This is a genomic window from Pseudomonas sp. 13159349 (genome assembly GCF_013305685.1).
In the GTDB taxonomy this organism is placed as follows: Bacteria; Pseudomonadota; Gammaproteobacteria; order Pseudomonadales; family Pseudomonadaceae; genus Aquipseudomonas; species Aquipseudomonas asiatica.
In genome coordinates this window covers 3,119,588-3,139,386 of record NZ_CP045553.1, presented here as the reverse complement: position 1 = coordinate 3,139,386, position 19,799 = coordinate 3,119,588, and the positions used below count along the sequence as shown (strand labels likewise).

Annotated in this window: 16 protein-coding genes; 9 read left to right on the top strand and 7 right to left on the bottom strand. The window is 62.7% G+C overall.

Features of this window, described 5'->3' with window-relative positions; translation table 11 throughout:
- Positions 1-146: 146 nt before the first annotated feature.
- A complete protein-coding gene (locus GEV38_RS14760) occupies positions 147-1,568 on the top strand; it encodes an undecaprenyl-phosphate glucose phosphotransferase (protein ID WP_054573255.1) in 1,422 nt (473 codons plus the stop codon).
- A gap of 227 nt (positions 1,569-1,795) precedes the next feature.
- On the opposite strand, the gene GEV38_RS14755 is transcribed toward GEV38_RS14760, so the two are convergent.
- Positions 1,796-2,737 carry a LysR substrate-binding domain-containing protein gene (locus GEV38_RS14755; RefSeq protein ID WP_013972698.1) on the bottom strand — a complete coding sequence of 314 codons (942 nt, stop codon included), beginning with the start codon at positions 2,735-2,737 and terminating at the stop codon, positions 1,796-1,798.
- A gap of 146 nt (positions 2,738-2,883) precedes the next feature.
- Between GEV38_RS14755 and GEV38_RS14750 the strand changes: the two genes are divergently transcribed.
- Positions 2,884-4,260, top strand: a complete 1,377-nt coding sequence (locus GEV38_RS14750) for an L-serine ammonia-lyase (RefSeq protein ID WP_015270401.1) — start codon at positions 2,884-2,886, stop codon at positions 4,258-4,260.
- 140 nt (positions 4,261-4,400) lie between these two features.
- Here GEV38_RS14750 and GEV38_RS14745 read toward each other — a convergent pair whose 3' ends face one another.
- Positions 4,401-5,078 (bottom strand): DUF3313 domain-containing protein, encoded by a 678-nt coding sequence (locus tag GEV38_RS14745; protein WP_015270400.1) that lies wholly within the window; start codon positions 5,076-5,078, stop codon positions 4,401-4,403.
- Positions 5,079-5,348: 270 nt separating this feature from the next.
- Here GEV38_RS14745 and GEV38_RS14740 point away from each other — a divergent pair, with 270 nt between their 5' ends.
- On the top strand, positions 5,349-5,654 hold the full coding sequence (locus GEV38_RS14740; RefSeq protein ID WP_015270399.1) for a DNA-binding transcriptional regulator: 306 nt from the start codon (positions 5,349-5,351) through the stop codon (positions 5,652-5,654).
- 104 nt (positions 5,655-5,758) lie between these two features.
- Here the strand turns inward: GEV38_RS14740 and GEV38_RS14735 are convergent, their stop codons facing one another.
- The 3 genes from GEV38_RS14735 to GEV38_RS14725 all read right to left on the bottom strand — a co-directional run bounded on the left by GEV38_RS14735 (position 5,759) and on the right by GEV38_RS14725 (position 9,705).
- Positions 5,759-7,054 (bottom strand): FAD-binding oxidoreductase, encoded by a 1,296-nt coding sequence (locus GEV38_RS14735; protein ID WP_015270398.1) that lies wholly within the window; start codon positions 7,052-7,054, stop codon positions 5,759-5,761.
- 13 nt (positions 7,055-7,067) lie between these two features.
- On the bottom strand, positions 7,068-8,156 hold the full coding sequence (locus GEV38_RS14730; RefSeq protein ID WP_015270397.1) for a polyamine ABC transporter substrate-binding protein: 1,089 nt from the start codon (positions 8,154-8,156) through the stop codon (positions 7,068-7,070).
- A 190-nt stretch (positions 8,157-8,346) separates the two neighbouring features.
- Positions 8,347-9,705 (bottom strand): glutamine synthetase family protein, encoded by a 1,359-nt coding sequence (locus GEV38_RS14725; RefSeq protein WP_013972693.1) that lies wholly within the window; start codon positions 9,703-9,705, stop codon positions 8,347-8,349.
- Between the two features lie 183 nt (positions 9,706-9,888).
- On the opposite strand from GEV38_RS14725, the gene GEV38_RS14720 reads away from it, so the two are divergent.
- Positions 9,889-10,788 carry a helix-turn-helix domain-containing protein gene (locus GEV38_RS14720; protein ID WP_015270396.1) on the top strand — a complete coding sequence of 300 codons (900 nt, stop codon included), beginning with the start codon at positions 9,889-9,891 and terminating at the stop codon, positions 10,786-10,788.
- Positions 10,789-10,965: 177 nt separating this feature from the next.
- Positions 10,966-12,876, top strand: coding sequence for an AAA family ATPase (locus tag GEV38_RS14715; protein WP_054573256.1), 1,911 nt, complete (start codon positions 10,966-10,968; stop codon positions 12,874-12,876).
- A gap of 152 nt (positions 12,877-13,028) precedes the next feature.
- On the opposite strand, the gene GEV38_RS14710 is transcribed toward GEV38_RS14715, so the two are convergent.
- The gene (locus GEV38_RS14710; protein WP_015270394.1) at positions 13,029-14,414 is read right to left on the bottom strand and encodes an aldehyde dehydrogenase family protein; all 1,386 of its coding nucleotides are present in this window, start codon (positions 14,412-14,414) and stop codon (positions 13,029-13,031) included.
- 107 nt (positions 14,415-14,521) lie between these two features.
- Here GEV38_RS14710 and GEV38_RS14705 point away from each other — a divergent pair, with 107 nt between their 5' ends.
- The 4 genes from GEV38_RS14705 to GEV38_RS14690 all read left to right on the top strand — a co-directional run bounded on the left by GEV38_RS14705 (position 14,522) and on the right by GEV38_RS14690 (position 17,477).
- Positions 14,522-15,388 carry a LysR substrate-binding domain-containing protein gene (locus tag GEV38_RS14705; protein WP_013972688.1) on the top strand — a complete coding sequence of 289 codons (867 nt, stop codon included), beginning with the start codon at positions 14,522-14,524 and terminating at the stop codon, positions 15,386-15,388.
- 125 nt (positions 15,389-15,513) lie between these two features.
- Complete coding sequence (locus tag GEV38_RS14700; protein ID WP_054573257.1) at positions 15,514-15,957, top strand: hypothetical protein; 444 nt, start codon at positions 15,514-15,516, stop codon at positions 15,955-15,957.
- Between the two features lie 54 nt (positions 15,958-16,011).
- Entirely contained in the window at positions 16,012-16,758 is a 747-nt protein-coding gene (locus GEV38_RS14695; RefSeq protein WP_015270392.1) for a phytanoyl-CoA dioxygenase family protein, read from the top strand.
- A gap of 197 nt (positions 16,759-16,955) precedes the next feature.
- Positions 16,956-17,477: an acyloxyacyl hydrolase gene (locus GEV38_RS14690; protein ID WP_015270391.1), complete on the top strand. Its 522-nt coding sequence runs from the start codon at positions 16,956-16,958 to the stop codon at positions 17,475-17,477.
- A 168-nt stretch (positions 17,478-17,645) separates the two neighbouring features.
- Here GEV38_RS14690 and GEV38_RS14685 read toward each other — a convergent pair whose 3' ends face one another.
- Positions 17,646-19,781, bottom strand: coding sequence for a TonB-dependent siderophore receptor (locus GEV38_RS14685; protein ID WP_054573258.1), 2,136 nt, complete (start codon positions 19,779-19,781; stop codon positions 17,646-17,648).
- Positions 19,782-19,799: the final 18 nt, after the last annotated feature.

Sequence of the window (19,799 nt, the reverse complement as noted above, 5' to 3'; positions counted from 1 at the left end):
CGGGTACGCTGATGGCGGATGGCTGCTACAGTTTGATCAATGGCTTGCGGCTGCAGGATTTTGCTCCACGGGCTTTGCATGAGCCGTTGTCAAGGCTTGCTTGTTGGTGGAAGGCATTTGCTGCACGCAAATTGATGAGGTCTGAAATGGTCTTAGAGCCCAGAAGCAGTCGTTCCTTACTGCAGAGAAGAAGCAGCGTAAGTAACGCCATTCAGGCCGGCCTCGATGGAATTGCAGTCATCGGTATTGCCTGGTACCTGATCTACGACCAGTTCGGCTACATCACTTCCGATTACGTGATCATGCTGCTGTTGCTGGTTGGCGCACTGGCAGTCATCTACGATCACTATGCGATCTACCGTACCAACGTCGGGCTTTCCATCAAGGCTTTCCGGCTGTTCAAGGCCTGGTCGGCAACCTTTTGCTTCCTGGTGGTCATGGCCTTCCTGGCCAAACAGAGCGAAACCTATTCGCGACTGCTGGTCGTGCAGTTGTTCATCATTGGCTACATCGCTCAGTTGTTCCTGCACTTTGCCGTGCGCGAATTGCAAAAGCGCTTCACCGCCCATGCACGCCTGGACAACGCCCTGATCATTGGTGCCGGTGATCTGGCCAACTTCCTGTATCAGAAAATCAGCAACAACCCCTGGTTCGGCGAACGCGTGCTGGGTTGCGTGCTGATCGACAATGCCGATGAACCGGGGCGCGAAAGTGCCGAAGGAAAGCAGCGCATGCCGGTGCTCGGGCATGTTGCCGAGCTCGACGATATCGTGGCCCGCCATGGCATTCGCACAGTGTACCTGGTGACCCCGCTGGGCGGTTCCGAGGTCATCAACGATGTGTATTTCAAGTTGCTCGACAAGTGCATCGCGGTGAACTGGGTACCGGATATCTTCTCGTTGCGCCTGATCAATCACAGTGTGCGGGAAATTGCCGGCATACCTGTGCTGACCTTGTCGGAAACACCGCTGACGGGCATGAGCCTGTTCTTGAAGAACCTCGAGGACAGGGTGTTGGCGGCGCTGATCCTGCTGCTGGCATCGCCGGTGTTGCTGGCCGTTGCGCTGGCCATCAAGCTCGATAGCCGCGGCCCGGTTTTCTTCCGTCAGGAGCGCACCGGCTGGACGGGGGAGGCGTTCCGTATCTGGAAGTTCAGGAGCATGCATGTCCACCAGCCGGAAGATGGCGTGGTGAAGCAGGCGCAGAGGGATGACCCACGGCTGACCCGGGTCGGCGCCTTTATCCGCCGCACCAGCCTCGATGAACTGCCGCAGTTGTTCAATGTGCTGACCGGGGAGATGTCGCTGGTAGGGCCGCGGCCGCATGCGTTGCAGCATGACACGCTGTATTCGCAGGACATCGTCGACTACTTCGCTCGCCACAATATCAAGCCTGGCATGACCGGCCTGGCGCAGGTGCGTGGGTTCAGGGGCGAAACCAGGGATATCGAACAGATGATCCAGCGGGTGGACTCGGACATCGAGTACATCAACAACTGGTCGCTGTGGCTGGATTTCGTGATTCTGGTGCGCACACTTAGCGCCTTTACCGGCAAGCAGGCTTATTGAGACCTCCCCAGGTGTGGCTGCGCTGTCGCCGGAGAACAAATATCGCTCGCTTGGCGCGTCCTTTGTAGGAGCAGCCTTGTGCTGCGAAGAGGCCGATACAGTCAATAGACAGGCTTTGTCAGCCCCGGCCTCTTCGCAGCACAAGGCTGCTCCTACAGAACCCCGCCGAACCAATGAGTCATGTGTTGTTCTATGAGAGCGATTTCGTGCAGCCGCAATTGGTTGGCCTAGTCCTTGTTCAGCGGGTGCAACTCCCTGAAACCCCGCGCTTCCTCCACTAGCCAGTCATGCACCGCCCGCGCCCCCGGCTGGTTCAGCCCGCCCGGTGGGTAATGCACTACATAGCGCTTGTGATTGGCGATAGGCACCCCGAACGGCACGATCAGTGCGCCGCGCTCCAGTTCGTCGTTGAGCAGCGTGCGTCGGGCGATCGCCACGCCAATGCCGGCAATCGCCGCCTCGATGGTCAGGTGGTTGCGGTTGAAGGTATGCCCGCGCCGCACATCCAGGCCGGCGGCGCCGATGCCCTCCAGGTAGAACTCCCATTCGGCATATTCCGAACTGCCGCGCCAGGCCGTAATGTCGTGCAGCAGCGGGTAGTGCACAAGATCCGCCGGCCCGTGCAGCGGCGGGCGCCCGCGCAGCAAGGTGGGGGAGCATACGGGGAAGATCTGCTCGTCCAGCAGTGGTGTCGAGAGCATGCCGGGGTAGCTGCCATCGTTCAGGTCGATGGCCAGGTCGAAATCGCCCGGGGTCAACGCCTGGGCACTGTCTTCGGCCACCAGACGCAACTCGATGTCCGGGTAGCGTTGTTGAAAACGCGGAAGACGAGGCGTGAGCCATTTGGCCAGGAACGACGGGATCGAGCGCAGGCGCAAGGTGCCGCGGATCTCACCTGCATCCAGGCGCAGCAGTTCGGCTTCGATGCTGCCGTAGGCTTCGGTCACCGTCTGTGCCAAGCGTTGCCCTTCGGCGCTCAGTTCCACACCACGTGCCCGACGCAGGAACAGCTGGTAGCCCAGGCGTTCCTCCAACTGGCGCATCTGTTGGCTGACGGCGCCCGGGGTAATGTGCAGCTCTTCGGCACAGCGGGTGAAGGACAAGTGCCGGGCCGCACAGGCGAACACGTGTAGCCAGACGAACGTCTGGCCATTGAGTTGTCGTCGCATCGTTTAGTACCACTAAAGCCTTGCTTAGGAAGTTTCGTTGGTCATCCGTGAACCAGCGCGGCAGTATCGCGCAAAATCGCAATATCGCTCAATTTCTCCAGATAACCGCGCTGCGGCTTCATACCCGGGCACGGTCAGGCATTAGCATGGCTATCAGTGTTTTCGACCTTTTCAAAATCGGCATCGGGCCGTCCAGTTCCCACACCGTCGGCCCGATGCGGGCGGCGGCTACCTTTGCCCAGGCCCTGCGCGAACAGGGGCTGCTGGCCCGGGCAAGCCGTGTCGAGGTGCGGTTGTACGGGTCGCTGTCGGCCACCGGGGTTGGCCATGCCACCGATCGCGCCTGCCTGCTCGGCCTGATGGGCCAGTGGCCGGACCGCATCGATCCGGCCACCATCGAGTCGCGCATCGGCCAGGTGATGCAGGAGCACTGCCTGATGCTCGATGGCAGCCACCCACTGGCGTTCGAGTACAGCCGCGACATGCTGCTGCTTGACGAGAACCTGCCGTATCACCCCAATGCCATGAGCCTGGAAGCCATGGACGGGCAGGGCAGCCTGTTGCGCCAGACCTACTATTCGGTAGGCGGAGGCTTTATCGTCGAGCAAGCCGAGATCGATGCGCCAGCGGTCGAAGCGAACGCGGTGGTGCTGCCGTACGAGTTCGACAGCGCTGCGCAATTGCTGGCTTTGTGCAAGGGCCATGGCTTGAGTGTGGCGCAGCTGATGATGGCCAACGAATGCGCCTGGCGCTCGGAGGCCGAGGTACGCGAGGGCCTGCTGCGGATCTGGGGTGCCATGCGTGAATGCGTCGACAATGGCCTGCGCAATGAAGGCATCCTGCCGGGCGGGTTGCACGTCAAGCGCCGTGCGGCGCGGCTGCATCGCAGCCTGCAGGAGCTGGGCAAGCCCAACGTGATCGGCTCCACCCTCAGCGCCATGGAATGGGTCAACCTGTTCGCCCTTGCGGTGAATGAAGAGAATGCCGCCGGCGGGCGCATGGTCACAGCACCTACCAATGGTGCTGCCGGCATCATCCCGGCGGTGCTGCATTACTACATGAAGTTCAACCCGGGGGCGTGTGACGCGGACGTGGTGGACTTCCTGCTGGCGGCAGCGGCGGTTGGCATCCTGTGCAAGAAGAACGCATCGATTTCCGGGGCCGAGGTTGGTTGCCAGGGCGAGGTAGGTTCGGCCTGTTCGATGGCCGCTGCCGGCCTTGCCCAGGTGCTGGGCGCTACGCCGCCGCAATTGGAAAATGCCGCCGAGATTGCCCTGGAACACAACCTTGGGCTGACCTGCGACCCTGTCGGCGGCCTGGTGCAGGTGCCGTGTATCGAGCGCAACGCGATTGCTGCGGTGAAAGCGATCAACGCCGTGCAGATGGCGTTGCGAGGGGATGGCGAGCACTTCATCTCGCTCGACCGGGTGATCCGCACCATGCGTGATACCGGGGCGGACATGCATGCCAACTACAAGGAGACCTCGCGTGGCGGCCTTGCCGTTGCCTTCGTAGAGTGCTGACGCGGTCAACTGTAGGAGCGGCCTTGTGTCGCGAAAGGGCTGCGAAGCAGCCCCAGCGATTTCAGCTTGAATATGTGGATCTGGGGCCGCTCCGCGCCCCATCGCGACACAAGGCCGCTCCTACATGGACCAGTGAGGCTTTAGCGGGCTTTCTGCTTCGCTTCCAGGAAACTCGCACGCATGTCCTTGGCCCAGCCATCCAGCACCGGCTTGACGTCATTCAGGGTCAGCTGCGTGGTCTTGTTCTCCAGCTCCTGCCCCGTGCCCTTGCGCACGACCTGGGCCAGCACTTTCTGACTGGCACCATCGAGGAACGCAGCTTCCACGCCGACATCCACCTCTTGGTCACGGCCGCCCATGGCGGTGTTCACACCGGCTGAAATCAGCGCGATAGGGATGACCTCATAGGGCTTGAGGCCCTCGTTGCTGGTGGACACCGCAGTGATGGCCGGGCGCACCACGATCACGCCCGGGCCGGGGCCCTTGGCCAGTGGTACCACGCTGCCCATTTCACGGCGCAGCGCTTCGTTGAAGTAGCGGGTGATTTCCTGCAGCGTCTGCGCCGAGATGACCGGCGTCGGCTGCGGCTTGGGGTAGAACTGGCTGGGCTCGATGAACACCTGGCTGTACTGGTTGACGTTGACCTTGGGGTCGATCCAGCGCATCACCGGGTCACCCGACGGGCTCTTGGTTTCCTCCAGACGGCTGTAATCCTTGAGGAAGCCGGAGTAGTCCTTTGGGTCCACGCGATTGCTGGAGCAGGCGGCCATGGTAAGCAGTGCGGCGCACAACAGGGTAATGCGGGGCAATGATTTCATGATGAAGATGCATCCATGATAGGTCGGCCAGAACAACGCTAGCAGGTGCGGGGCAGTTGGCCAGTGGGCTGGTTCAATCTGTAGTGGGAAGTGGCTACGGTCACGTTCCCAAGCGCGCAAATTCCAACGGTGTCTTGGGACTTCGCTGGCTTTTCAGTTTCTGCCGCCCTTGGAAAACTATGCCCGTTAAGGAGCAGAAGTGCTGCGATTCGCGGGCAAAGTCTTTCTGGGTTTGCTCTGCCGGGCGTTGCAGGCGGGTGGAGGTATGTTGTGAGCAGCAAACTGATTGAATCGTTACGCGAGGACCTTGTCGCCCTGCACGAGGCCGGAGCGATCGGCAAGGTCACGCTTCGGGATTACGAAGCGCTATGCCCTGCACCGGTACGAGATTTCAGCGCACTGGACATACGCCGTTTGCGTGAGGCACTCAACTTCAGCCAGCCGGTCTTTGCGATGCATTTGCACACGAGCGCATCGACAGTGCGCAAATGGGAGCAGGGCGAGACGCGTCCATCGGGACCGGCTTTGAAGCTGCTGAATATCATTAAAAACAAATGGTTACAGGCTCTTCTTTGAGTCCTTTATCTTTGTTCTTTGAAAGCCCTTTAAAATCAGTGAATTACGGAATTTTTTGAAAAATTTCCTTTAACTTCCGATTCGCAGGCAAGCCTGCTGCCACGTCAACCCAGCACCTCCCGCAGTCGATACCACAACATCCCCAGCGCCAGCAGCGGTGAGCGTAGTGCCTTGCCACCGGGGAAGGTCAGGTGCGGCACGGCGCTGAACACGTCCAGCCCCTGGCTGTGGCCGAGGGCGATGCTTTCGGCCAGCAGTTTCGCCGTCCAGTGCGTCACGTTCAGCCCATGCCCGGAATAGCCCTGGGCGTAGTAAACATTGGGGTGCTGGCTGAGGCGCCCGACTTGGGGGAAGCGGTTGGCGGTGATGCCGATCATGCCTCCCCACTGGTATTCGATACGCACGTTGGCCAGTTGCGGAAACACCTTCAGCACCTTGGGCCGCATGTAGGCGCCGATGTCCTTGGGGTCGCGGCCGGAATAGTGGCAGGCGCCGCCGAACAGCAGGCGCCGGTCTGCCGTGAGGCGGTAGTAGTCCAGGCCGACTTTCTGGTCGCACAGCGCCATGTTCTGCGGGATCAGGCTGTTGGCCAGCGCTTCGGGCAATGGCTCGGTGGCCACCACGTAGCTGCCGGCCGGCAGCACCTTGCCGCTCAGGCGTGGTTCCAGTTCATCGAGGTGGGCGTTGCAGCCCAGCACCAGGCTGCTTGCCCGCACCTTGCCACGGGCTGTGTGCAGTGTCACGCGGGGGCCGTGCTCGATGCGCAGCACCGGGCTCTGCTCGAAGATGCGTACGCCCAGGCCGTGGGCGGCGCGGGCTTCGCCCTGGACCAGGTCAAGCGGGTGCAGGTGGCCCGAGCCCATGTCCACCAGGCCGCCGGCGTACTGGTCGCTGGCGACGATTTCATGCAGCTGGTCGGCACTGACCAAGCGGGTTTCAGGGCGATAACCGAGTGCGGCCAGGTCGTCCTGTTCGTCCTTGAAGGCGGCGAACTGCGCAGGGGTGTTGGCCAGTTCGCAGAAGCCCCAGCGCAGGTCGCAGGCAATGCCGTACCGGGCGATACGGCTGGCCACCAGCGCTACCGAATCGATGCCGGCCTGTTTCAGGTAGTGCACACCGTCCTGGCCGACATGCCGGGCAAAGCCGCTGACGTCATGGCCGATGCCGCGAATCAGCTGGCCGCCATTGCGGCCGCTGGCACCCCAGCCGATGCGTCGGCCCTCCAGCAGCACCACCGAGAGGCCGCGCTCGGCCAGTTCCAGGGCGGTATTGACCCCGGTCAGCCCGCCGCCGACCACGCACACATCGGCGCTCAGCTCGCCGTCCAGGCTGGGGTAGGGCGCCGCATCGCGTGCCGTGGCGGCATAGTACGAAGCGGTGTGTTGGGTAGTGAAAGACATGGGCGTTCTCGGCTCAGCGGTTGGACTTGATCTTGCTCCAGGAGCGAGTCATGACACGCATGATTTTCGGGCTCGGCGTGCTGGAGATGTACAGCTTGTCCAGCACGTCCTGGGGTGGGTAGATCTCAGGGTTGTTTACCAGCGATGCGTCCATGTAGGCCTGGGCATCGGGGTTTGCATTGGCATATCCGACCGTGGCGCTGACCTTGGCGATCACCTTGGGGTCGAGCAGGTAGTTGATGAACGCCAGGGCTTGTTCGGGGTTGTTGGCGTCCTTGGGGATGGCCAGCAGGTCGAACCACAGGTTGCTGCCTTCCTTGGGAATGCTGTAGGCGATCTTTAACCCGTTCTTCGCTTCCACGGCGCGGTTGGCGGCCTGGAACACGTCGCCGGAGTAGCCGAAGGCCACGCAGACATTGCCATTGGCCAGGTCGGAAACGTACTTGGAGGAGTGGAAGTAGGTGATGTAGGGGCGCAGTTCGAGCAGGCGGGCTTCCGCCTTGGCGTAGTCGGCCGGTTTCTCGCTGCGCGGGTCCATGCCCAGGTAGTTGAGCACGGCCGGGAACAGTTCATCGGGCGAGTCCATGAACGCCACGCCGCATTGCTTGAGCTTTTTCAGGTTCTCGGGCTCGAACAGCACCGCCCATGAATCGATATGGTCGACGCCCAGGGCCGCCTTGACCTTGTCGATGTTGTAGCCGATGCCGTTGGTACCCCACAGGTAGGGTACGGCGTACTGGTTGCCTGGGTCGTTCTGTTCAAGTTGCTTGAGCAGCTTGGGGTCCAGGTGCTGCCAGTTCGGCAGCTTGCTGCGGTCCAGCGGCAGGAAGGCACCCGCCTGTGCCTGGCGTGCGAGGAAGTGGTTGGATGGCACCACTACGTCATAGCCGGTGCGCCCGGCCAGCAGCTTGCCTTCCAGTGTTTCGTTGGAGTCGAACACGTCATAGACCACCTTGATCCCGCTGCTGGCCTGGAAGTCGGCCACGGTGGTGTCACCGATGTAGTCGGTCCAGTTGTACACGCTGACCGAGGGAGTGGCCTGGGTAGTGGTGGCGAACAGCAGGGTGAATGCGGCGGGTATCAGGGCTTGCAGATGACGCATGGGGACACCTCGTTGGTATTGTTCTTGGCGTTCGGTTTATGGCGGCCGCTCCCACAGGTGACTCATCACCTTGTAGGAGCAGCCTTGTGCTGCGAACAGGCCGGTAGGGCAAAGGATCAGCTGTGGCGGCACTGGCCCCTTCGCAGCACAAGGCTGCTCCTGCAGGTCCAGTGCATGCCCTGGAAGGTGATTACACGCTCAGCATCAGGAATTCACGCTCCCAGGAGCTGATCACGCGCTTGTAGTTCTCGTGCTCGGCACGCTTGACCGCCACATAACCCTGGACGAATTGCTTGCCCAGGTACTGCTGCACGGTCTCGCAGTCTTCCATGTGCTGCAGCGCGTCCTCGATGGTGATCGGCAGGCGCAGGTTGCGCCGCTCGTAGGCACGGCCCTGCACAGGTGCGCTGGGCTCGATGCGCTCGACCATGCCCAGGTAGCCGCACAGAAGGCTGGCGGCGATTGCCAGGTACGGGTTGGCGTCGGCGCCCGGCAGGCGGTTTTCCACGCGCATTGCCTCGGGGCTTGAGGTGGGTACGCGCAGCCCGGCGGTACGGTTTTCCTCACCCCACTCGACGTTCACCGGTGCCGAGGTGTCCGGCAGGAAGCGGCGGAACGAGTTGACGTTGGGCGCGAACATCGGCAGCAGCTTGGGGATGTACTTCTGCAAACCGCCGATGTGGTACAGGAACAGCTGGCTCATGCTGCCGTCTTCATTGGCGAAGATCGGCTTGCCGGTGGCGATGTCGACCACGCTCTGGTGCAGGTGCATGGCGCTGCCGGGCTCGTCGGTGATCGGCTTGGCCATGAAGGTGGCGGCTACGTTGTGCTTGAGCGCGGCTTCACGCATGGTGCGCTTGAACACGGTGATCTGGTCGGCCAGGTCCAGGGCGTCGCCGTGGCGGAAGTTGATCTCCATCTGCGCCGGGCCGTCTTCATGGATCAGCGTGTCCAGGTCCAGGCCCTGGATCTCGCACCAGTCGTAGACGTCTTCGAACAGCGGATCGAACTCGTTGGCGGCATCGATCGAGAACGACTGGCGGCCGCTTTCGGCACGGCCGGAACGCCCCAGCGGCACTTGCAGCGGCAAGTCCGGGTCTTCGCAGCGCTGGGTCAGGTAGAACTCCATCTCCGGTGCCACGATTGGCTGCCAGCCTTTGTCTGCATAAAGCTTGAGCACTTTCTTCAGCACGTTGCGCGGCGACAGTTCGATGGGGTTGCCTTGCTTGTCGAAGGTGTCGTGGATAACGATCGCGGTCGGCTCGATCGCCCACGGGATCTGGTACACGGCACTCGGGTCTGGGCGGCAGACCATGTCGATGTCGGCGGCATCGAGCAGGTTGTAGTAGATGTCATCGTCGACATAGTCGCCGGTGACCGTCTGCAGCAACACGCTCTCGGGCAGGCGCATGCCACGCTCGTGGAGAAACTTGGCGGTGGGTGCGATCTTGCCGCGGGCGATGCCGGTCAGGTCGCTGATCACGCATTCGACTTCGGTGATACGGTGTTCTTTCAGCCAGGCGGACAGCTGATCGAAGGGGGCGTTCATACAGACCTCTTGGTTGGGTTTTGGTGTGGGAGCAAGCGTGCCAGCGTAAACCGTTCCAGGGTTTCGAAGGCGTCCCGCTTCCCAGGTGACGCGCTGGAGACTATCTTGGTCGCAGCCCGCAAGGCTGATCTATCCACTTTCTCCGGCAATGAATGCACCAAAAGAGTGCAACTAGGACCGAGCGTGACAACCGCCAATGCCCTGCAAGTCCAGGCTTACCACACCACCGACGTAACCGAACAAGTACGTGCCACCCCTGGCTGGCAGCAGCAGTACCGGCAGATGTCGCCCGGGCATTTCAGCGGTGAGCTGCGTTGCCTGGGGCTGGACGGGGTGGAGGTGTACGAGGAGCGGCTGAACACCCGGGTGGAGCAGTTTTTCCGCGCGCCGAGCGGTTCGCTGGCGTTCTGCTTCGACCGCAGCGAGAACAGCCTGTACCTGCTGAACGAGCAGAGCCGGAACATCTGGATCACGCCAGAGAACTACCAGGAAGTGGCGGTCGTGTTCGACCAGGCCTTCCTGGCGCGCCATGGGCTTGACCCGCAGCGCCTGGAAGGGTTGTTCATGGTGCCGCTGGGCAGCGGGCAGAATGCGCTGTTCGGCAGTTGGCTGAGTGCGACACTGACCCGCCTGGGCCAGGCGGATTGCCCTCTGCAGGGGCAGGCCCTGGCGGAGCAATTGCTGGAGGACTGCCTGTTCATCCTCGACAACGCCTGCCAACGCCTGCAGGGCGTGGCGTTGGGCCGGCGTGACGAGGAACGGGCGATCATGCGGCGGGTGAGCGAGTGGGCGGCCGACTGCCCGGAGGAAACGCTGAATCTGGTGGAGCTGGCGGATGTTGCCGGGGTTTCCTTGCGTCAGTTGCAGCAAGCCTTCAAGGCGTTTACCGGGATGCCGCCGGCGCACTGGTTGCGCCTGCGCCGGCTGAACGGTGCGCGGCGCGATCTGCTGCATGGCGGTGAAGTGACCGTGGCCGAGGTGGCGATGCGTTGGTCGTTCTGGCATTTGGGAAGGTTTTCAGAGAGTTACCGGCAGTTGTTCAAGGAGTTTCCCAGCGAGACCTTGAAGCGGGGCAGGGGCTGAATCTGGTGGTGTAGCTTGGTGGTATAGCTGCTCTTACAGGATTACCTCAGTGCCAGGCATTGTGAGGTCCCTGTGGGAGCGGGTTCACCCGCGAAGAGGCCGGGCCAGGCAATACACAACCCAGCATTCCACAGCAAAAATTGCTATCGTGCCGCCCTGATTTCACCCGAGGTGCCGATGTTCTACCTGCCTTTGCCCAGCGACCAGGCCGACCGCCTCGCCAGCGAGCCCACCACCGACTTCTTCACCACCGCCAGCGTGCTCGACGCCGCCGTCGTGCTGTTCGTGCAGAACCTGCCGCGCCAGCCCGCCACCGCCTCGGCGGATGCGCAGGAACGCCGCTTTGCCGAAATCGTGCGCATTGCCAACGAGGTCGAAAGCGCCGCGCCGGGGCGCTTCCAGGGGCAGGTAGCACAGCACTTCGATCGCGAAGCCTTCGCCATGGGCCTGGGCATGCTGGGCGAAAACGGGATCGCACTGCTGTCGACCGAGGTGGAGTACCAGGCCGAGGAGTTGCTGGACGCCGAGGGCCAGTGGAATTTCCAGTTCGCCGACAGCTACCGCCAGCGGGCAACCCCGCTGCACCCGGTGTTCCTGCCTTCCCTGGCCAGCGACCTGATGCTCAGCGACCAACAGAACCGCCTGCTGCGCGAATTCCTCAGTGGTATCGATGAGTCGGTGGCGGTGCAGGGCTTTGCCGGCACCGGCAAGACCTTCCTGATTCACCAGTTCGCCCGCCTGCTCGAGCCCCAGCGCACGCTGTTGCTGGCCTTGACCGAAGGCCAGCTGCGCGCCCTGCAGGCGCGGGTCAAGGACGCCGCCGCCTACACCGCGCTGACCTTCGGCCAGCTGGCCGACGAACTGCTCAACCGCGACCTCACCAGCAATGGCTGGCGCCTGCGCGACCCGTATCGCACCAAGCTGTCGTGGCGCCCGCAGGATGCGCAGGTGGTACGTTGGCTGGCCATCCCCGACATCGGCCCGCTCGCCGCGCGCGATGTGGTTGCCTTGTGCATCCGCGCGGTACGCACGTTCTGCCACAGCGCCGACACCCAGCTGCAGTTGCACCACCTGCCGTGGGCCGGGCCGGGCACCACGCCGCTGGACCAGGAAGTGTTGCTGGAAAAGGCACGCCTGTACTGGCAGGAGCTGATTCGCCCGTCGGCACGGGAAATCCAGTTGCCGGTGCGCGATTACCATCGGGTCAAACTGCTTTCGCTGACCGGTCATGTGATCGACAGCCGCTACACCCATGTCATCGTCGACGAGGCCCACGAGCTGTCGGCACCGATGCTTGCCGTGCTCGACCGCAGCCCGCAGTCGATCATTGCCCTGGGTGACGAGCTGCAGAACCTCAACGGCCTCAGCGCGCACCATGGCGGCTTTATCCGCCAGCGTTATATCGACCACTCACTGCGGGCCGGGCCGGCGATGGACAACGTGCTGAACCCGCTGATCAATGCCCACCCGGCGGCGATCCAGGCGGCCTTCAGTGGCAGCGCCGAGCACTACACCCGGGTCAGCTTTTTCGATGCGGTAACGGTGCCGGAACAGCCTACGGCGCTGATCGTCGACGATGAATGGGGCCTGTTTGGCTGGTTCCAGCGCCTGACCCACCAGGGCGTGCCGTTCGTGCTGCTGAAAAGCGCGCGCAAGGACTTCGAGCTGTTCGTCGAAGACTGCATCGAGTTGTATCGCCATGGCACCCGGCCGCGTCACCCGATGCTGTTCCGCTATGCCAGCTGGCAGGCGCTGGAGCAGGACAAGGGTGATGACAAGGCGTTCGTCGCCGTGGCCAACATGCTGCGCAAGGGCTACACGCCAGAGCACTTTGCCAGGGCCAAGAGCCGTTACCGTTGGGACAAGGCGCCCAAGCTGTTCCTGGGGCGGGTGCGCGATGTGAAGAACATGGAATTCGCCCGGGTGATGGTGTCGCCGGAGCTGATGGTAGCGCCGCAGGTAGCGGGGAACCGCAATGAACGGGCGCGGATGCTGGCGGGGTTGTATACCGCCTGTTCGCGGGCGCGGCATGAACTGATCGTGCCGGGGGGGATGCTGGACTGGGTCAAGGACCAGGTTCGGGATTGATATTGTTGGGGCTGCTTTGCAGCCCATCGCGACACAAGGCCGCTCCTACAAGGGACCGCGATACAGGCCGACCCCACAGGATCGCACCGTGATCGTCTGTAGGAGCGGCCTTGTGTCGCGATGGGCCGCAAAGCGGCCCCTGTTACGCTGGATCAGTTACGGTCCAGCCACACAGTCTGGGCATTGGTGAACTCACGCACACCAAAGTGCGACAGTTCACGCCCGAAGCCGCTCTTCTTCACCCCGCCAAACGCTACGCGGGGGTCGGAAGCGCAATAGCCGTTGATGAACACGCCGCCGGTATCCAGCGCCGCGGTCATGCGTTCGGCCAGCGCGTAGTCGGCGGTGTAGATGGTTGAGGCCAGGCCGAATTCGCTGTCGTTGGCCAGCTCCACCGCATGCTCCGCATCACGTGCGCTGATGATCGCCGCCACCGGCCCGAACAGCTCCTGCTTGAACGCAGTCATCTGCGGGGTGACGTTGGCGAACACGGTCGGCGCGTAGAAGTTGGCCACGCCATCGACCTTGTGGCCGCCCAGCAGCAGGGTGGCGCCTTCGGCGATGGTCGCCTGGACCTGGCCATCCAGCTCGTCGCGCAGGTCGTAACGGGCCATCGGGCCAATGTAGGTACTTTCTTCCAGCGGGTTGCCGACCTTCAGCTCGCGAGTAGCCTCGACGAACTTGCGGGTGAATTCGTCAACGATGCTTTCCTCGACGATCAGGCGCTTGGCCGCAGCGCAGACCTGGCCGGTGTTCTGATAACGGCCGATCACGGCAGCTTTCACGGCGGCATCCAGGTCGGCGTCGGCCAGCACGATGAACGGGTCGGAACCGCCCAGCTCCAGCACGCACTTCTTCAGCGCCGCGCCGGCTTGCGCACCAATCGCCATGCCGGCACGCACGCTGCCGGTCAGGGTCACCGCGGCGATGCGTGGGTCGTTGATGGCGCGAGTGACACCGTCCGGCGTCACGTTGAGCACTTCGAACACGCCTTCCGGCAGGCCGGCATCCTTGAACAGCTCGCCCAGCAGGTAGGCGCTGCCCATTACGTTCGGCGCGTGCTTGAGTACGTAGGTATTACCGGCCAGGATTGCCGGCACGGCGCCACGCAGAACTTGCCAGACCGGGAAGTTCCATGGCATCACGGCCAGGATCGGGCCCAGCGGGCGGTATTCGATGCGGGCTTTCTCGACCTGGGTCGGCTCGGGGGCGAGCATGGCCGGGCCATGTTCGGCGTACCAGCGGCACAGGCCGACGCACTTGCTGACTTCACCACGGGCCTGGGCGACAGGCTTGCCGATTTCGCGGCTGATCATTTGCGCGAAGGCTTCGGCCTTGGTTTCGAGGGTGCTGGCCAGGGCAAGCAGGTACTCGCTGCGCTGACCCAGCGACACCTGGCGCCACTGGCGGTAGCCAACCTTGGCGCGTTGCAGCGCCGCTTCCAGTGCGGCGTCGGTGTCGAACGGGTAGGCGCCGATCTGCTCGCCGCTGTACGGGTCGAGGGAGATGGCGTGGGTCAGGCTGCTGATCGCGCTCATGGCGGGACACTCTCGTTGTTGTTGAACCGTGACGCCAGACTAGTGGGCTATGGCTTTAATGAAAACTGAATAATAATGAGCGAAACATTCACGTTTGGAGAATGGCTGTGGACCTGGTGCAACTCGAGATCTTCAAGGCCGTGGCTGAGCAGGGCAGCATCAGTGCCGCTGCGCAGCATATCCACCGGGTGCCGTCGAACCTGACCACGCGTATCAAGCAACTGGAGGAGGACCTGGGCGTGGAGCTTTTCATACGTGAAAAGAGCCGCCTGCGCCTTTCCCCCGCAGGCTGGAACTTCCTCGAGTACACCCGGCGCATCCTTGACCTGGTGCATGAGGCGCGGTTGACCGTGGCCGGTGAAGACCCGCAGGGCACCTTCGCCCTGGGGTCGCTGGAAAGCACGGCCGCGGTGCGCATCCCGGCCTTGCTGGCGGCCTATAACCAGCGTTACCCCAAGGTCGACCTGGACCTGTCCACCGGGCCTTCCGGGACCATGCTCGAAGGCGTGCTGTCGGGGCGCCTGGTAGCGGCGTTCGTAGACGGCCCGGTGCTGCACCCGACGCTGGAGGGCATGCCGGTGTTCGAGGAAGAAATGATGGTCATCGCGCCGCTCAACCACGCCCCGGTAACCCGCGCCCAGGACGTCAACGGCGAAAGCATCTACGCCTTCCGCGCCAACTGCTCATACCGGCATCACTTCGAGAACTGGTTCGTGCAGGACCAGGCGGTACCGGGCAAGATCCACGAAATGGAGTCGTACCACGGCATGCTGGCTTGCGTTAGCGCCGGCGCCGGCCTGGCCATGATGCCGCGCAGCATGCTCGACAACATGCCCGGTTGCAGCACCGTCAGTGCCTGGCCGATGTCGGAGGATTTCCGTTACCTGAAAACCTGGCTGGTGTGGCGCCGGGGCACGGTATCGCGCAGTTTGAGCATGTTCGTGAAACTGCTCGAGGAAGGGCGCGCAACCTGATGTTCCAGCGCAATATCCACACCATTGATGCGAATTTCATCAAGACGACCATGCATCAGCACGAACGCCGTTACGCCCGAAGGATCAGATAATAGGTAAGCCATCCTCGAAAGGAGGGTCGTACCATGCGTAACCATCACTATGCCCTCGGCGCGGCGCTGCTGATCGCCCTGGCGCTGCCATGGACCCTGGCGGCCGCCGCCGACCTCAATGCCCCTATCGACATGCAGGCTGTGCAACTGCAACAGCAGGAGCAGAACGGCGTCCGCTACCTGCAAGGCGGCATCGGCCAGGATGAAGCCAATGCCCTGCGCAAGACCCCGGGCTATGACCTGCACGTAGAACTCTCCACCGGCCCGGAAGGCAAGTTCCAGAGCGGTGCCACCGTCGACATCCAGAATGCACAGGGCCAGCCCGTGCTCAGTCTTACGGATGCCGGGCCGCTGCTGTATGTGCAGTTGCCTCCCGGCAAATACAAAGTGACTGGCAACGCCCAGGGTGAGACGGTGCAGCAATTGGTGACCGTGAATGGCAAGACCCCCACCACCGTGAACCTGAACTGGCGTTGATGGAAAAACGGGCAGGAGTACGGATGTGCTCCTGCCTGAAAGGAGCACATCGCCATGAGCCTGGATCTTCAGCTGGAGATGTTGGACGAGCGGGGCTATGTGTTGCTCCCCGGTGTGCTCGAGCCCTTGCGTATCGCCTTGCTGCGCTGCGCCATCGATGACCTGCAGCCCATCCACTGGGATTACCAGGGGCTGCTGGAACACTACAAGTGCGTATTCAACCGAAACCCGTTGTGGTTACCCTTTCTCGACCTGCCGCCGCTGATTGCCCTGGCCGAAGCGGCACTGGGCGCCGACTGCCATGTGATCGGCCAGACCGCCTGGCGCAGCCACCCGGGCTACCCCGGCATGGCCCTGCACCTGGACCATCTGCCCATGCAGTTGCCCGACTGGCTCAGCGAGCGTGGCGACTTCACCCAGCCCCCGCAAATCCTGACTGCGCAGCTGTACCTCAGCGATATCGACCATCACATCGGGCCGACCTGGATTGTGCCCGGCAGCCACCGCGCGGCACGGCCACCGCAGGCTGGCGAGCAACACTGGCAGGGCCGTGAGGCCCAGCCGGTGCTGTGCAATGCCGGGGACGCGCTGGTGTTTCGCAGCGATGTCTGGCATAGCGGCGGGGCCAACTGCACCCAATCAAGCCAGCGCGACATGCTGCAAGTGCACTATGGCCGGCGCATGGTCGCGCAGAAGTTTTCGCCATACCTGAACTGGCGTTTCAACCCGCAGGTGCTGGAGGAAGCCACACCCAGGCAAAGGCGCCTGCTGGGCGAACACGAAGAGGCGGAATACGACTGACTGCTGCTGTTCGGCATGGCAGATGCTGGCGCAGGGTATTAGCCAATGGTGGCAATTCACTTTCAACTTTCTGTTTATCTGGTCGATAATCAGAAAACTATTACTTCGTGTGACCGGTCGGGATGCATCCGGTCACCACATAAGATCGAGGGGCCCAAGCCCCCACTTGTCGTATAGACCATCAGGAGAAGTCATTGATGAAAACCCGTCTAGCAGCTTCGCTGGCTGCTGCAGTGCTGGCCTTTGCCGGGGCGAATCTGGCCCAGGCAGCGCAGGTGAGCGGTGCCGTTGGCGCCACTGGCCAAGGTGACATGACCTACCGTATCGGCCTGTCGTTCGACTGGGACAAGAAATGGCTGGAAAGCAGCACCGGTCATCTGACCGGGTACTGGGATGCGGCCTACACCTATTGGGAAGGCGGTGAGGCCAGTGGCGCGCACTCGCTGTCGTTCAGCCCGGTGTTCACCTACGAGTTCAGCGGTTTCACCTATACCCCGTACATCGAGGCCGGCATTGGCCTGGCGGCGTTTTCCAAGACCGACGTGGGCGACCAGCGCCTGGGCTCGTCGGTCAACTTCGAAGACCGCATCGGCTTCGGTCTGAAACTGCCGGGGGAGCAGAAGGTGGGGATCCGCGCGATGCACTACTCCAACGCGGGGCTCAAGCAGCCTAACGACGGCATCGAGTCGTACTCGCTGTTCTATAGCAAAGGGTTCTGAGACCGGGGGCCGCTTTGCGGCCCATCGCCGGCAAGCCAGCTCCCACAGGGACCGCGCAGTTCTTTGGATCTGCGCTGGCCCCTAAAGGGACTGCGTATGGCTGGGACGATGCGGTCGAGGTGGGAGCTGGCTTGCCGGCGATGGGCTGCAAAGCAGCCCCAGGAACTGTCAGAAGGTATACGAAACCCCAGCTTGCACTGTCCTTGGCGCACCCGGGTAGACGTAGTTGTTGAACGCGCCCTCGTCATAGCCCTTGTTGAACACGTTCTTCACATCCAGGTTCAACCGCACGTGTTCGTTGACCTTGTAGAAGCTCAGCAGGTCCACCACGCTGTAGCGCTCCATGGTGTAGGTCGTGGCTGCCGTCTGGCCGGCGCGATCATCCACGTACTTCACCCCAACCCCCAACCCCAGCCCCTTGGCCAGGCCATCCTGGAACTCGTAGGTGTTCAGCAGGCTGAAACTGTTGCGCGGGATGTTGGCCAGGCGCGTGCCCTTGGGCAGGGTCGTATCCTGGGTGACTTCGGCGTCCACGTAGGCATAGCCACCGATCACGCGCCACTCTGGCGTCAGGTTGCCGGCGATGTTGATGTCCAGGCCACGGCTGCGCACTTCGCCGGCCGCAATACTGTAGGTACCGGTTGAGTCGTTCGGGTCGCGCGCCAGGACGTTCTCTTTGACGATGTGATAGATCGCCGCGTCGATGCTCAGCTGGCGGTCGAGTGCCTCCCATTTCACACCCAGTTCGTAGGACTTGCCTTTCTCCGGGTCGAAGCCTCCGCCTCCGCTTGGCGTGCCGGTGTTGGGCTTGAACGAGCGCGCGGTGTTGGCATAGACCGCAACCGTATCGGTCAGGTCGTAGATCAGGCCGAAGCGTGGGGTGACGCCGTTTTCGCCCTTGCTGAAGTCGCGGTTGGTCGGCAGCTTGTCATCGTAATCGTGCTCGAAGCGCTCGAAGCGCACACCCGCCAGCGCCTTCAGTCGCTCGGTCAGGGCCACCTGGTCCTGGATGAATGCCGCCCAGGTCTTCAGGTTTTCCTTGTCATGGGTGGTGGTGCGGGTCAGGGCAGGGCGTGGCTGGCCCAGTACCGGGTCGAAGATGTCAATCGGGTACTTATCGGCACCGCTGGCCGAGCGCTGGATGATCGAGTTGTAGTCGTAGTCTTCGTACTCGATGCCCGTCAGCAGTGTATGAGCGTAGCCGCCGGTGTCGAAGTGGCCGGTGAGGTTGAGCTGGTAGTCGCGGTCGGTCCACTCCAGTTTGCGGTGGTTGAAGTTGCGCCCCAGCGTGCGACCGTCAGCCTGCAATGCGTTGGCCTCCACGACGTTGCCCTTGAGCGAGCCGTCGAGCCACTGCATGCCACCGCCCAGCGTCCAGTTGTCGTTGAGCAGGTGCTCGAAACGCAACTGGGCCATGTTGTTGTCGTTGTGCAGCAGGTTGTCGCTGCCTTTTTCCCAGATGTTGGTGTCGCGCGAAGCTGTGCCGAGCTGGCCGGGCAGGCGGGTCAGGCCACGGTCCAGCGGATGGTTGTTGCGCATGAAGTCGCCCTCGAAGACGATCTTCGTACTATCGTTGACCTGCCAGCTGAGCACCGGCGCCACGTCATAGCGCTCGCTTTCCACATCGTCACGGAAGCTTTCGCCGCCTTCACCCAGCAGGTTCAGGCGGTAGGCCAGCGAGCCGTCCTGGTTCAGCGGCCCGGTGGCGTCCAGGGTAGCGCGGTGCATGCCCTGGTCATCGAACTGGCTGCCCAGGGTGACTTTCGACTCTGGCAGCGGCTGCTTGCTGACCACGTTGAAGGTGCCGCCTGGGTCGCCACGGCCGTACAGGCTGCTGGCCGGGCCACGGATCACTTCCAGGCGTTCGACGGTGTTGGCGTCGGGGGCGTTGGGGTAGCCGCGGTTGATCGGGAAACCGTTGCGGTAGAACTCGCCGGTGGTGAAGCCACGCACGGTGAAGGTGGTCAGGCCCTGGCCGCCGAAGTTGTTGGCGCGGCCGACGCCGCCGGCGTAGTCCAGGCCGTCCTGCAGACGCGTGGCGCCGGTGTCTTCCAGTACATCCTTGGGCACCACGCTGACCGATTGCGGGGTTTCGTGCAGGGCAGTGTCGGTGCGAGTGGCGCTGGCCGAGCGGGTAGCCTTGTAACCCTCGACCGGGCCATCGGCACGTTCGCTGTCGGCGCTGCTGGTGATGTTCAGGGCCTGGAGTTCGATCTGGGTGGGTTCGCTGAGCGGTTCAGGCTCGGCAAAGGCCAGCGGAGAGACAGCATGAAGCACACAAAGCGAAACGAACGTGCGACGCATCGACGGTACGATCCTGGA

Bases quoted from the DNA above. Each gene is read 5' to 3' on its own strand.
- GEV38_RS14760 (WP_054573255.1), top strand. From the start codon at position 147: ATGGTCTTAGAGCCCAGAAGCAGTCGTTCCTTACTGCAGAGAAGAAGC.
- GEV38_RS14755 (WP_013972698.1), bottom strand. From the start codon at position 2,737: ATGCGACGACAACTCAATGGCCAGACGTTCGTCTGGCTACACGTGTTC.
- GEV38_RS14750 (WP_015270401.1), top strand. From the start codon at position 2,884: ATGGCTATCAGTGTTTTCGACCTTTTCAAAATCGGCATCGGGCCGTCC.
- GEV38_RS14745 (WP_015270400.1), bottom strand. From the start codon at position 5,078: ATGAAATCATTGCCCCGCATTACCCTGTTGTGCGCCGCACTGCTTACC.
- GEV38_RS14735 (WP_015270398.1), bottom strand. From the start codon at position 7,054: ATGTCTTTCACTACCCAACACACCGCTTCGTACTATGCCGCCACGGCA.
- GEV38_RS14730 (WP_015270397.1), bottom strand. From the start codon at position 8,156: ATGCGTCATCTGCAAGCCCTGATACCCGCCGCATTCACCCTGCTGTTC.
- GEV38_RS14725 (WP_013972693.1), bottom strand. From the start codon at position 9,705: ATGAACGCCCCCTTCGATCAGCTGTCCGCCTGGCTGAAAGAACACCGT.
- GEV38_RS14715 (WP_054573256.1), top strand. From the start codon at position 10,966: ATGTTCTACCTGCCTTTGCCCAGCGACCAGGCCGACCGCCTCGCCAGC.
- GEV38_RS14710 (WP_015270394.1), bottom strand. From the start codon at position 14,414: ATGAGCGCGATCAGCAGCCTGACCCACGCCATCTCCCTCGACCCGTAC.
- GEV38_RS14700 (WP_054573257.1), top strand. From the start codon at position 15,514: ATGCGTAACCATCACTATGCCCTCGGCGCGGCGCTGCTGATCGCCCTG.
- GEV38_RS14695 (WP_015270392.1), top strand. From the start codon at position 16,012: ATGAGCCTGGATCTTCAGCTGGAGATGTTGGACGAGCGGGGCTATGTG.
- GEV38_RS14690 (WP_015270391.1), top strand. From the start codon at position 16,956: ATGAAAACCCGTCTAGCAGCTTCGCTGGCTGCTGCAGTGCTGGCCTTT.
- GEV38_RS14685 (WP_054573258.1), bottom strand. From the start codon at position 19,781: ATGCGTCGCACGTTCGTTTCGCTTTGTGTGCTTCATGCTGTCTCTCCG.